9 protein-coding genes are annotated in these 12,594 nt (G+C 57.5%); 6 read left to right on the top strand and 3 right to left on the bottom strand.

Annotated elements, in window-relative coordinates:
- Positions 1 to 168 precede the first annotated feature (168 nt).
- The 5 genes from G7064_RS04905 to G7064_RS04925 all read left to right on the top strand — a co-directional run bounded on the left by G7064_RS04905 (position 169) and on the right by G7064_RS04925 (position 6,514).
- On the top strand, positions 169 to 1,032 hold the full coding sequence (locus G7064_RS04905; RefSeq protein ID WP_166072701.1) for an endonuclease/exonuclease/phosphatase family protein: 864 nt from the start codon (positions 169 to 171) through the stop codon (positions 1,030 to 1,032).
- A gap of 76 nt (positions 1,033 to 1,108) precedes the next feature.
- Positions 1,109 to 2,134: a N(4)-(beta-N-acetylglucosaminyl)-L-asparaginase gene (locus G7064_RS04910; protein ID WP_166072702.1), complete on the top strand. Its 1,026-nt coding sequence runs from the start codon at positions 1,109 to 1,111 to the stop codon at positions 2,132 to 2,134.
- Positions 2,135 to 2,139: 5 nt separating this feature from the next.
- Positions 2,140 to 2,865 (top strand): copper homeostasis protein CutC, encoded by a 726-nt coding sequence (locus G7064_RS04915; RefSeq protein ID WP_166072703.1) that lies wholly within the window; start codon positions 2,140 to 2,142, stop codon positions 2,863 to 2,865.
- 45 nt (positions 2,866 to 2,910) lie between these two features.
- Entirely contained in the window at positions 2,911 to 4,782 is a 1,872-nt protein-coding gene (locus G7064_RS04920; RefSeq protein ID WP_166072704.1) for a beta-N-acetylhexosaminidase, read from the top strand.
- Positions 4,783 to 5,236: 454 nt separating this feature from the next.
- The gene (locus G7064_RS04925) at positions 5,237 to 6,514 is read left to right on the top strand and encodes a sugar MFS transporter (RefSeq protein ID WP_166072705.1); all 1,278 of its coding nucleotides are present in this window, start codon (positions 5,237 to 5,239) and stop codon (positions 6,512 to 6,514) included.
- 100 nt (positions 6,515 to 6,614) lie between these two features.
- Here G7064_RS04925 and G7064_RS04930 read toward each other — a convergent pair whose 3' ends face one another.
- From G7064_RS04930 to G7064_RS04935, 3 genes are read right to left on the bottom strand one after another with little or no spacing between them, the layout of a single operon-like run.
- Positions 6,615 to 7,655, bottom strand: a complete 1,041-nt coding sequence (locus G7064_RS04930) for a LacI family DNA-binding transcriptional regulator (RefSeq protein ID WP_166072706.1) — start codon at positions 7,653 to 7,655, stop codon at positions 6,615 to 6,617.
- Positions 7,656 to 7,696: 41 nt separating this feature from the next.
- Positions 7,697 to 7,855: a hypothetical protein gene (locus G7064_RS22710; protein ID WP_205711213.1), complete on the bottom strand. Its 159-nt coding sequence runs from the start codon at positions 7,853 to 7,855 to the stop codon at positions 7,697 to 7,699.
- Entirely contained in the window at positions 7,830 to 9,977 is a 2,148-nt protein-coding gene (locus G7064_RS04935; RefSeq protein WP_205711178.1) for a GH92 family glycosyl hydrolase, read from the bottom strand. The genes G7064_RS22710 and G7064_RS04935 overlap by 26 nt, the downstream gene beginning before the upstream one ends.
- A 221-nt stretch (positions 9,978 to 10,198) precedes the next feature.
- Here G7064_RS04935 and G7064_RS04940 point away from each other — a divergent pair, with 221 nt between their 5' ends.
- Complete coding sequence (locus G7064_RS04940) at positions 10,199 to 12,484, top strand: GH92 family glycosyl hydrolase (protein WP_166072707.1); 2,286 nt, start codon at positions 10,199 to 10,201, stop codon at positions 12,482 to 12,484.
- The last annotated feature ends 110 nt before the right edge of the window (positions 12,485 to 12,594 follow it).

A 12,594-nucleotide genomic window follows, 5' to 3' on the forward strand; every position in this document is an offset into this window, starting at 1 on the left:
GGTTACAGGCGGTGTAAACTTTTTTATTTTGCCCCTACTCGGAGGGCAATAGCAAGAGCGTAGACAGCCCCGTGGCGCCGAGCGCAGCCGCGAAAGATTTCCCTTTACCACTTGTCATTTCCAAATCTCTCTACCTTGTAAGCCAAGACACTTCTTTTTGCCCTGCCTATGCATTCGTCTGTGTTCAGGAAGCTTCTCTTCGTTGCGCTTTTGCTGCTTGGCAGCAGGGTAGAGTTAGCCGCCCAAACCATGAAAGTGGCCACCTACAATGTTCGCTACGATAACCCGCAGGACACCGTCAATGCCTGGTCGCGGCGGTTACCATACCTGGCTAATCTTATTCGCTTTCAGGATTTTGATGTCTTTGGCACCCAGGAAGTACTATATCGCCAGCTTCAGGACATGACGCGCCAGCTGCCGGGCTACGCCTACACTGGCGTGGGTCGCGACGACGGCAAGCAGGGTGGAGAATTTTCCGCTATTTTTTACAAGCAGGACAAATACGAATTGCTCAAGCACGGCACGTTCTGGCTTTCGCCCACCAGCACCGTTCCGAGCAAAGGCTGGGATGCTGCGCTGCCGCGCGTGTGCAGCTGGGGCCAACTGCGGGAGAAAAAAACGGGTTTTACTTTCTACCTCTTCAATACCCACTTCGACCACGTAGGTGTAGAAGCCCGGAAAGAAAGCGCCAAGCTGATTCTGACCAAGGTAAAGGAGATGGCAGGCTCCACGCCAGTTATTCTGATGGGTGACTTCAACATTGACCAGCGCAACGAGAGCTACACGATTCTCAACACGACCAGCAACTTACGTGATGCCTTCCAGCTGGCCCAAATAGTATATGCGCCCAACGGCACGTTCAACGACTTCAATTCCCAGCGCAAAACCGACGCACGGATTGACCATATCTTTCTGAGTCCCGCTTTTAAAGCCACCCGATACGGCATCCTCACCGAAACCTACGGCGGCGGCAAAACGCCCTCCGACCATTATCCAGTGGCCGTGGAATTGCAGTACTCCGGGCGAAAATAAGTACCTGGCAGTATCTGGGGGGCAAAATTGATCCGCAAAATCTTATTTAACCGTAACGCTTCAGCCTTTCTACTCTATGAGTACTCGCCGAAAGTTTATTGCCTCCACCGCGGCCGGACTAGCGGGGCTGGCGGTTCCCAGCTACGGGCTGGCCGCCACCTCGTCGCCGGTGACTGCTGTGGGGCAGCCCTTGGTTATTTCCACCTGGGATACTGGCCTGGCTGCCAACTTAGGCGCCTGGAAGGTATTGCGGCCGGGCGGACGCGCCCTCGACGCGGTAGAGGCCGGCGTGATGGTGACGGAAGCCTCGCAGAACTGCTGCGTGGGGCTGGGGGGCAATCCTGACCGCGACGGCATCGTGACCTTGGATGCGTGCATCATGGACGAGAAGTTTAACTGCGGTAGCGTGGCGGCCCTGGAGCGCATCAAGCACCCCATCAGCGTGGCGCGGCGGGTAATGGAGCGCACGCCGCACGTGATGCTGGTAGGCGAAGGCGCTCAGCAATTTGCCGTGGCGCAGGGCTTCCCGCTGGAACCGCAGCAGCTCAGCGCCGACGCGGCCAAAGCCTACAAGGAGTGGCTGAAAACCAGTCAGTACAAGCCGGTTATAAACGTCGAGAACACGGGCAGCAAAAAACCTGTGGGGCCCGTGGGCGGCGCCAATAACCACGATACGATTGCCATGCTGGCCCAAGATGCGCAGGGCAACCTCAGCGGCAGCTGCACCACCAGCGGCATGGGCTTTAAAATGCGGGGCCGTCTCGGCGATTCGCCCCTCATCGGCTCGGGTCTTTTTGTGGATAATGCCGTGGGGGCGGCTGCGGCCACTGGCCAGGGCGAAGACGTGATTCGTATTGCCGGCGCTCATACCGTGGTAGAGCTTATGCGTCAGGGCCTCGCGCCCAAAGCTGCCTGCAAAGCTGCCATCGAGCGTATTGCAAAAATTAAAGGTGCTCAAGCTCGCGACATTCAGGTGTGCTTTATTGCCATCAGCGCCAAGGGCGAGCACGGTGCGTACGCGCTGCAAAAAGGCTTCAGCTACGCCGTCTGCGACGCCAAAAACCAGCAACAGCTCGTACAAAGCGACTTCTTGCTCGCCTGAGTAGCATGCTGGAAATCTGCGCCAATTCCATACAATCGGCCTTAGCGGCGCAGGCGGGCGGGGCGCAGCGCATTGAGCTGTGTCAGAACTTGGAGCAGGGCGGCATCACGCCTTCCTTTGGCCTGATCAGACGAGTGCAAGCGTCGCTGACGATTCCGGTGTTCGTGCTGATTCGGCCGCGGCCAGGCAATTTCGTCTACACGGCTGATGAGTGGGACATTATGGCCGCCGATATTGAGCAGTGCCGCACCTTGAGCTGCGCCGGGGTCGTGTTCGGCATTCTGGACGCGGCAGGCCGCGTAGACCTGGCGCGTTGTCGGTTGCTCATCGAGTTGGCGGGTTCTATGTCGGTTACGTTTCACCGCGCCTTCGATGCCTGCCCCAACCAAGCGCAAGCTCTGGAAGACATCATTGCCTTAGGCTGCCAGCGGATTCTCACTTCTGGGGGGCAAATTACCGCCATGCAGGGCCAGGCGCAGCTGGCGGCGCTGGTTCAGCAGGCTGCCGGGCGGATCAGTATCATGCCGGGTGCGGGCCTCACGCCCGAAAATATCCGGGAGTTGGCGGCCAGTAACGGTGCCACCGAGTTTCACGCCAGCGCCACTAGGCCAATCCTGCCATCACCCGCCGCCGAACCTACCTTATTCGACGCTACCTTACTGGAGACGGACGCAACTATTGTGGCTGAGCTGGCAGCGCAACTCAATTTGCCCCCCAATGGTGCGGATTAACTTGGATCATCCTGTTTTCGTCATTTCACGATAAATCAAACGCTTATGCCCGGTACGTTTTCCCTGTCTGGTCGTTTTGTTAAGCTGCTGGCGCTGGGTCTGTTGCTCAGCCAACTGGCGGCGGCCCAACAACCGGCAACACCGTCCCAAGGCTTGGGACTGGTGCCGTTGCCCCGCCAAGTACAAGTGCAGACCGGCACGTATTTCCTTCCCCAAAAAATCAGCATCTATGCCAAAAGCCCGGCCGAACGGAACGTGGCGGAGTTGCTGAAGGGCCTGCTGGAGCCTTTGGGCAAGACCGTCGCCCTCACGACCAGCAGCCAAACGGCGCAGATCAGGCTAGTGACGGAAGCTATGCCGGGCGCCGAGGCGTATCAGCTGGTCGTTGACAAAGCGGGTGTGCAGATTACCGCTTCGGCCGGCGCCGGCCTGTTCTATGGCTGTCAGACGTTTCTGCAATTATTACCGGCCCGCCCCGCGGCCACCACCGGCGTGCCGCACGTGCGCATAATGGATGAGCCGGCGTTCCGCTGGCGAGGCGCTATGCTCGACGTGAGCCGGCATTTCTTCCCGGTGGAGTTCGTCAAGAAGTACATCGACTTTCTGGCCGCCTACAAGTTCAACACCTTCCACTGGCACCTCACCGACGACCAGGGCTGGCGCATTGAGATAAAAAAGCACCCTAAGCTGACGCAGATCAGCGCCTTTCGCAAGCAAACCCTGATTGGCGCCCAGCAGCAGTTTAAAACGCCCGCCGAATTTAAGTACGACGCCACGCCCTACGGCGGCTTCTATACCCAGGAGCAAATCAAAGACGTGGTGGCCTACGCCCAGAAGCGTTACATTACTATTGTACCAGAAATAGAGATGCCGGGGCATTCGGTGGCCGTGCTGGCCGCTTACCCCGAGCTGGCGTGCCGGCCCGGCCCCTATGAAGCCTGGACGCAGTGGGGGGTAAATGAGGACATTGTGTGCCCCACGGAGCCAACCTTCCGCTTTTTCGAGGATGTACTGACGGAGGTGAGCGCCCTGTTTCCTGGGCAGTACATCCACATCGGGGGCGACGAAGCACCGAAAACGCGCTGGAAGGAAAGCGCCGCCGTGCAGGAGATTATGAAGCGCGAGGGGCTGGATGACGTGGAGAAAGTGCAGGGCTGGTTTAACCGCCGCATCGAAAAGTTTTTGCAGAGCAAAGGCAAGAAGCTGCTTGGCTGGGACGAGATTCTGGAAGGCGGTATTTCTCCAAGTGCTACCGTCATGAGCTGGCGGGGCGAAAAAGGTGGCATTGAGGCCGCCCGGCGCGGCAACGATGTTGTGATGACGCCTACCAGCCATCTGTACCTAGATTATGGCCAACACCCGCAACCCCACAGCCCCTACGAACCACTCATGATTGGCGGCTACCTGCCCCTGGAGAAGGTGTACAGCTTCAATCCCCTGCCCCAGGAGCTGACGCCGGAGCAGCAAAAGCACATCCTGGGTCCGCAAGCCAACCTGTGGACTGAATACATCACGACGCCGGCCAAGGTGGAGTATATGCTGTTTCCGCGGCTACTGGCGGTGGCGGAGGTTGCCTGGACGCCTGCTGCGCGGAAAAAATACGCCGAGTTTTTGCCGCGTATGAGTCAGCAGTTTGCCCGGCTCGATGCACGCAGGATAAACTATCGGGTGCCCGAGCCGCTGGGTCTCGATAGCGCCAGTGTAGTTCGGCAGGGTGGCAAAGCCGTACTGACGCTGCGCTCCCTGGTGCCTGGGGGGCAAATTCGCTACACCCTGGACGGCAAAATGCCCGATGAAACTACCGACCTCTATACCAAACCCTTGGCCGTGCCGCTCAACCAGCAGCTCACCGTACGAGCGGTAACCGTTGCTCCCAATGGCCGAAAAAGCCCCCCAGTCGAGCTGCTGATCAAGTAACGTCTTAAGGATCGTCATACCGGACATTCTGCTTACAAGCATGAATGTAGCATCGGGCCAATAGTCGTTGCCACAGTAGTTGTCAGGCTGAGGGGAGCGAAGCATCTCGCGTGCTTCGTTGCAATGATGTTGATTAGGAACCAATAGAGATACTTCGACAAGCGGACAACAGATCAAGCATGACAGCCTTTTCAGGTGACAAATAAATTCGCCATATGCTCTAGTATGGGCCACGGTCCGATTCTAGCGAAGTTTCTTACTACTCATACGGCCCTATGAGTGATGGAACATCTCCTATTTGCTAAAACCTTTAAGCTTTAACTTTGATAGGCGTCTTAAGATTATAAAATTGTCGTCATCTTAGCTCTTGAAGCGGCAGCGCTTCCAATTTCCGCCGATGACAGGTGCCGCTACGGCTCCTTATTCCACCTTTCACTATTTTTTGACTCCGCTCATGGCCTCCCCTCCCTCCGTTCTTCCGCCCCGGCCCGCTGGCACGGCCGCGCCGGCCCAGACCGAACGCTACACCTCGGCCCTAAGCGCCGTCACCACTTTGTTCTTTCTGTGGGGCTTCATTACCTGTTTGAATGACATTCTGATTCCGTATTTGAAGGCCATTTTTCAGCTCTCATACACTCAGGCCAACCTGATTAACCTGTGCTTTTTCGGGGCTTATTTTCTCGTCAGCATTCCGGCGGGCAAGCTGGTACAACGGGTTGGCTACAAGCGGGGCATGCTGATTGGCTTCGCCATTGCCGCGCTGGGGGCCTATTTATTTTATCCGGCGGCGGAGCAGCGCGTGTACGGGCTATTTCTGGGGGCGCTGTTCGTGCTGGCCTCGGGCATTACCATCCTACAGGTAGCAGCCAATCCGTACGTAGCTATCCTGGGCCCGCCCAAGTCGGCCTCGGCGCGCCTCACACTCACACAGGCCTTCAATTCCTTGGGGGTAACGTTGGCACCTATCGCGGGTAGTGCTTTAATTTTGAGTCACTTACCAGATGAAGCTTCTTCAGTTGTTGCTAATCAAATTGATGTTAAAGCTGTTCAAATACCCTACTTAGCTATCGGAAGTCTTCTACTGATCATTAGCTTCATGCTTAGTAGAATCAATCTCCCAGTTATCAAACACGAGGTAATTGAAACAAAAGGAATTATAGACAAAACGCGCGCTTGGCATCATCGGCACTTAGTACTCGGCGTCGTTGGTATTTTTGCTTACGTAGGTGCTGAAGTGGCTATTGGCTCGCATTTGGTTAATTATTTTGCCTTGCCTGATGTGATGGGATTGTCGGCGAAGGAAGCCGGCGAAAGAGTAACTTTTTATGGGGGCGCGGCCATGGTGGGCCGATTTGCGGGGGCTTATTTGCTCAATAAATTTTCGCCTAGTAAGCTACTGGCTTTCAACGCCGTGGGCGCGGTCATTTTGGTGCTTATCTCCATCAATAGCACAGGCGAACTGGCTATGTGGAGTTTGCTGGCGGTGGGCCTGATGAACTCCATTATGTGGCCCGTCATCTTTCCGCTGGCGCTAGCTGGACTGGGTCGGCACACCGAGGAAGGCTCCGGCCTACTGTGTACCGCCGTGGTAGGCGGGGCCCTGATGCCAATGCTGTTCGGCTTCGTGGCCGATCAGAGTGGGCTGCGCATGGCGTTGCTGCTACCTGTGGTCTGCTACGTGTATATCATGTGGTACGGACTGCGCGGCAGTCGTCGGGTGGAGGCAGCGTAAATTTTGCCCCCACCAGCAACAAGCAAACGGCGCCCGTTCTGTAGACCACAGAACGGGCGCTGTTACGTTAAAAAAGCCCCCCCAGGTCAATCAAACCAACTTACTGACCCGTGTCCGACGACGCCGCGCGGATGGACGACTGCCGGATAATAAGTTGAGGCACTAGCTGCAGCTGGGTCATATGGTCGCTTTCCTGGGCGCCTTCCAGTGCCTTTAGGAGGGTCTCAATCACGTTTTCCGATATCACCTCCATCGGTTGGGCTACTACGGTGATGGGGGGCGAATAGAGCCGAAACAAATCGTTGTCGTCAAAGGAAACCACGGCCATGTTCTCCGGGATGCGGTAGTTCAGGCGGCTGAGCGCCTCCAGGCCGTACACGCCCAGATAATTGGTGGCAAACAGCACGGCGTGGCAGGCCGGATGTGCCTGAAAAAAAGCCTGCATCTGGGTAATAATGGCTTCGGGCTCCTGCTGAAACTCTACCTCCAGCACGAGTTCCGGTAGCTGCTGCTCCCGCAGTGCCTGAGCGTAGCCCTCCCGGCGCGCTGTCATCTGCATTTGCCCCGAGCCCAGCGTAACCAACGCAATGGCCGTGAACCCCTGCGTGAGCAGGTGGCGGGTAGCTTCGTACATGCCCGTGGCTCCATCTACCACCACGGCATTAGCCGTCACATCCGGCAGCAGGCGGTCGAACAGCACCAGGGGTTTGCCGCTGCGCACGATGGCGCTTACTTCGGGCCCAATTCCGGCGGGTGGGGCGAGAACGTAGCCATCCACGTGCCGCTCCTGAAACATGGTCAGCAGGTCGCGGGTCTTGGCTGGGTCGTTGTTGGTGCTGCAATAAATGATGCGGTAACCGCGTGCCAGCGCTTTTTTCTCGATCAAGCCCGCCACCGTGGCGAAGAAGGGATTGGCAATATCTTCAACCATCAGGCCAATGACGTGGGTTTTGCCCGTGCGCAGACTTTTGGCCAATTGGTTGGGCTTGTAGCCAACCTCCTGCACGTATTGCATCACTTTCTCGGCCAGCTGGTCACTGATGCGGTTGTCCTTGGCCTTCCCGTTCAAGACCAGCGACACGGTGGCAATGGACACGTCCAGGTGCTTAGCGATGTCGTGAATCAGGATTTTCTTTTTCAATGCGAAATAATTTTGCCGAAGCTGGTTGATTATCTAAGCCGCTACTCATACACTTCTTTCGGCCGGTGAGCCGCCGCCGCGCCGAAGCTCTGGTTTGGCTGCGGGCCCATCGTTAGCTGGAGTTTGCCGCCGGCCACGATGTCGCGGTGGAGCAGGTAGCTGTTGGGGTAAGGCTTACCGTTGAGCGTGGCTGCCAGAATGTAGAGGTTCTGGGGGCATTATTCTTGACCTCCAGCACGAAAGATTTGCCCCCGGCAGCTGCAAGGTAGCCTTGTCGACGATGGGGCTGCCCAGCACGTAGGCGCCGCTGCTGGGGCTAACGGGGTAAAAGCCCAGGGCCGAGAGAATGTACCAGGCGCTCATCTGTCCGCAGTCCTCATTGCCGCTGATGCCGTCGGGCTTGTCTTTGTACATCTCCCGCAGCACTTGTCGCACCTTTTCGGCCGTTTTCCACTGCTGACCGGCGTAGGCATACAAATAGGTGGTGGCGTGGCTGGGCTCGTTGCCGTGGGCATACATCCCAATAAGGCCCGATATGTCGGGGGAGGCGCTTTCGCCCAGGTTGCCTTGCACAATAAACAGGCTGTCGAGCTTCTGAGTGAAGGCCGCATCGGAGCCAAATAGCTGGATGAGCCCCGGCACGTCGTGGGGCACCAGCCAGGTGTACTGCCAGGCGTTGCCCTCGGTGTAAGGATTCTGGCGGTGAATGGACTGAAACGCGTTAAAAGGCAATTGAAATTTGCCATCGGCGGTGACGCCACGCATAAACCGGGTTTTCGGGTCGAAGTAGCGCTGGTAGTACTTAGCGCGCTTGCTGTAAGTAGCGTACGCCTCTTTGTCGTCTAACTTCTTGGCTACCTGCGCAATGCTCCAATCATCGATGGCGTACTCCATCGCCTTGGCTACCGATTCATTTTCCTTATCGGCCGGAATGAAGCCCAAGGTTTTGACATAGTTTACCCCCTGGTCATCGCGTGTGCTGGAGGCTTTCATAGCGGCCAGCACCCGCTTCCCGTCGAGGCCGGGCGTACCCTTCAGAAAGGCTTCGGCCAGTGCCGGCACGGCGCTGTAGCCTACCATCGTATTGGTTTCGGAGCCCATCAAATGCCAGATAGGCAGCTTGCCCTGCTGCTCCTGAATAGCCAGCATGGAGCGCATCATATCGCTTACCCGCTCGGGCTGGGCCAGCAAAAACAGCGAGTGAGCCGTGCGGTACGTATCCCAGAGCGAGAACGTGGTGTAATTAACAAAGGGCGCCTTGGGGTACACTTTCTTATCGGTGCCGCGGTAGTCGCCGTTCACGTCGTTGAACAAAGCCGGCGCGAACAGGGCGTGATACATGGAGGTGTAGAAGATGCGCCGGATTGCGGGGTCCTTGGTTTCAATGGTCATCTTGCTGAGCTCCTTATTCCACTTTTCATCGGCCGCCTGCTGCACTGCCCCGAAATCCCAGCCGGGAATCTCGGCCGCAATATTCGCCAGCGCGTTCTGCGAGCTAACCGGTGAGATGCCCACCTTCAGCTGCAACGTAGCTGGGGCTTTAGCAAAGCTGAACAGGCCCTTTATCGCCTTCCCCTGCCCTTTTTTGCCGGTGAGTAGCTGCGCCTCCTCGTACACGGCAAATTGCGGGATGGGCACCGAGGTCTTGATGGCGAAGTACACGCGCTGGTCGCTGGCCCAGCCCTTGGAGAAGCGGTAGCCCACAAACGTCTGCGGGTCAACCTGTTCAATGTAGGTGTCGGTGGCTTTGTCGTCAATGCCTTCTTTCAGGTCGATGATAACGTGGGCTTGCTTGCCACCAGTCGGGAAAGTGTAGCGGTGAAAGCCTACTCGCTCGGTGCTGGTCAGCTCGGCCCGAATATCATAGTCATCCAGGGTCACCGCGTAATAGCCGGGCTTGGCAGTTTCGCGCTGGTGCGAGTAGCGCGACAGGTACCCCCCGTGGGGGGCTTTTTGCTGGCCCTTATCCGTTTTGATCGGGCCGGTGTAGGGCATTATCAGCACGTCGCCCAGATCGGAAGCGCCGGTGCCGCTCAGGTGGGTGTGCGAAAAGCCGATCATCAAGCTATCGGAGTAGTGGTAGCCCGAGCACCAGTCCCAGCCTTTAAAGATGTTTTGCGGGCCGAGCTGCACTGCCCCAAAGGGCACATTAGCCCCCAAAAAAACGTGGCCGTGCCCGCCCGTGCCAATCATCGGGTCGACGTGGGAGGTCAGGCGCTGGCCTGTGGCGGGCAGAGTGGCGGTCCCAAACCAGAGCAAGCTAAACAGCCACAACAAAAACCGCGGGGCTTCGCGGGGCAGATGGGTAGAGGATGAAGGCATGAAGACAATAGCTTGAAGTATACATGGAAGCAAGCGGGGCTGATAGCGCTCTGCTCAGCCCGGAGCTCGCACCAAGCGCCGTTACTACGGCGCCGGTGAAGCTCCAAATTAAAACCGCTTAGACAAATAAGCTAAAAGGTTTTAGCTTATTTTGGTTAAGTAAAAATATTTCCGGACATTTTCCCACATCCCCTGCCATTCGCTCTCCTTTCCCCAACTGAATGCCCAGATTCTTTCCTGCTTTTACCGCTTTCTTGCTGACGGCCGCTTCTGCCCTAGCCCAGTCAGCCGCCCCGAAAGATTACGCGCAGTGGGTGAACCCGCTCATCGGCACCGACTCCAAGCCCAGCCTGTCCAACGGCAACACCTACCCAGCCATTGCGCTGCCTTGGGGCATGAACTTCTGGATGCCGCAGACCGGCAAAATGGGTAACGGCTGGGCCTACCAGTACTCGGCCGACAAGATCCGGGGGTTCAAGCAGACTCACCAGCCTTCGCCCTGGATGAACGACTACGGGCAGTTTGTCCTGATGCCCATTACGGGCAAGCGCGTATTTGACGAGGACGAGCGGGCCAGCTGGTTTTCGCACAAGGCCGAGGTGGCCGAGCCCAGCTACTACCGCGTGTACTTAGCCGACCACGACGTGACGACGGAAATGGCCCCCACTGAGCGCGCCGTTCGGTTCCGCTTCACATTTCCGAAAACCGATAGTGCCTACGTGGTAATAGATGCCCTCGACAAGGGTTCCTACGTGAAGGTGCTGCCTCAGCAGCGCAGAATCATCGGCTACACCACCCGCAACAGCGGCGGCGTACCTCAGAACTTCAAGAACTACTTCGTCATCGAGTTCGACCACGCGTTCACGAGCACGGCCGTGTATAAAGACAAAGTGCTGGACGCGGCCGCGCTGGAGGCTCAGGTGAATCATGCCGGGGCCGTGGTGGGCTTTAAAACCCGCAAGGGCGAGCAGGTGCAGGCGCGAGTAGCTTCCTCGTTTATTAGCGCTGAGCAGGCCGAGCTGAACCTGAAGGAAATTGGTAGCAACGATTTTGAAACCGTGCGCCAGCAGGGCCGAGCAGCTTGGAACAAGGCCCTGGGGCGCATCGATATTGAGGGCGGCACCTCCGATCAACAACGCACTTTTTATTCCTGTCTGTACCGCTCCCTGCTGTTTCCGCGCAAGTTTTATGAGGTGGACGCGGGGGGCAAAATTGTGCATTACAGTCCCTTCAACGGGCAAGTGCTGCCCGGCTACCTCTACACCGATACGGGCTTCTGGGACACATTCCGGGCCTTGTTTCCCTTCCTGAACCTGCTCTACCCCGACGTGAACGCCGAAATTCAGCAGGGCCTGGCCAACGACTTCCGGGAAAGCGGCTGGCTGCCGGAGTGGGCCAGCCCCGGCTTGCGCAACGTGATGGTGGGCAACAACTCGGCCTCCGTCGTGGCCGACGCTTACCTGAAAGGCATTCGGGGCCAGGATATGAACGTGCTGTATGAGGCCCTGACCCATGGCGCTAACAACGCCGGACCGCTTACGGCCGTGGGCCGCGCGGGCGTGGAGCACTATAACAAGCTAGGCTACGTACCCTACGACGTGAAAATCAACGAAAGCGCCGCCCGCACTCTGGAATACGCCTACGACGATTTCACGATTTATCAGCTGGCCAAGGCCCTGGGGAAGCCTAAGCAAGAAATCGACCTCTACGCCCAGCGCAGCCAAAATTACCGCAAGCTCTTCGATAAGAAAACCGGCCTCATGCGCGGCAAAAACGCCGACGGCAGCTGGCAAACGCCCTTCAATCCCTTCAAGTGGGGCGATGCCTTCACCGAGGGCAACAGCTGGCACTACACCTGGTCGGTATTTCATGATGTGCAGGGGCTGGTGGATCTGATGGGGGGCAAAAAGAAGTTCGTGGCCACCCTGGACACGGTATTTACCCTGCCGCCGGTCTTCGATGAGTCGTACTACAAGAGCGTGATCCACGAAATTCGGGAGATGCAGATCGCCAACATGGGCAACTACGCCCACGGCAACCAGCCCATCCAGCACATGGTTTACCTCTACAACTACGCCGGTCAGCCCTGGAAAACGCAGTATTGGGTGCGCGAAACCATGAACCGCATGTACCAGGCCACCGCCGACGGCTACTGCGGCGACGAGGACAACGGCCAAACTTCGGCTTGGTACGTGTTTTCGGCCCTAGGCTTTTACCCCGTCTGCCCCGGCACCGATCAGTACGTGCTCGGCGCGCCGCTCTTCCCCAAGGCCACACTGCACCTGCCCTCGGGTAAGGACATCGTCCTAAATGCCCCCCAGAACTCGGCTCAGAACCGCTACGTGCGCCAGCTTACGCTTAACGGTAAGCCCTACGAGAAAAACTGGCTCAGCCACACGGAGCTGATGCAGGGCGCCACCCTCGGCTTTGACATGAGCGTCACACCCAACAAAAACCGCGGCACCAAGCCCGACGCCGCGCCTTTTTCTATGTCGAAGGCGAAGTAGCACAAAACCTTCAAAAGGCGGTCATGCAGAGGCGGAGCCGAAGCATCTCGCGTGCTGAGGTTGCCAAGCTAACTGTATAAATCATCTGTCATCCTAAGCTTGCGAAGGAC

It is taken from the genome of Hymenobacter sp. HDW8, from assembly GCF_011305775.1.
GTDB lineage: Bacteria > Bacteroidota > Bacteroidia > Cytophagales > Hymenobacteraceae > Hymenobacter > Hymenobacter radiodurans.

Excerpts from the sequence above, each read along its gene's own strand:
- G7064_RS04905 (WP_166072701.1), top strand. The coding sequence starts at position 169 with ATGCATTCGTCTGTGTTCAGGAAGCTTCTCTTCGTTGCGCTTTTGCTG.
- G7064_RS04910 (WP_166072702.1), top strand. The coding sequence starts at position 1,109 with ATGAGTACTCGCCGAAAGTTTATTGCCTCCACCGCGGCCGGACTAGCG.
- G7064_RS04915 (WP_166072703.1), top strand. The coding sequence starts at position 2,140 with ATGCTGGAAATCTGCGCCAATTCCATACAATCGGCCTTAGCGGCGCAG.
- G7064_RS04920 (WP_166072704.1), top strand. The coding sequence starts at position 2,911 with ATGCCCGGTACGTTTTCCCTGTCTGGTCGTTTTGTTAAGCTGCTGGCG.
- G7064_RS04925 (WP_166072705.1), top strand. The coding sequence starts at position 5,237 with ATGGCCTCCCCTCCCTCCGTTCTTCCGCCCCGGCCCGCTGGCACGGCC.
- G7064_RS04935 (WP_205711178.1), bottom strand. The coding sequence starts at position 9,977 with ATGCCTTCATCCTCTACCCATCTGCCCCGCGAAGCCCCGCGGTTTTTG.
- G7064_RS04940 (WP_166072707.1), top strand. The coding sequence starts at position 10,199 with ATGCCCAGATTCTTTCCTGCTTTTACCGCTTTCTTGCTGACGGCCGCT.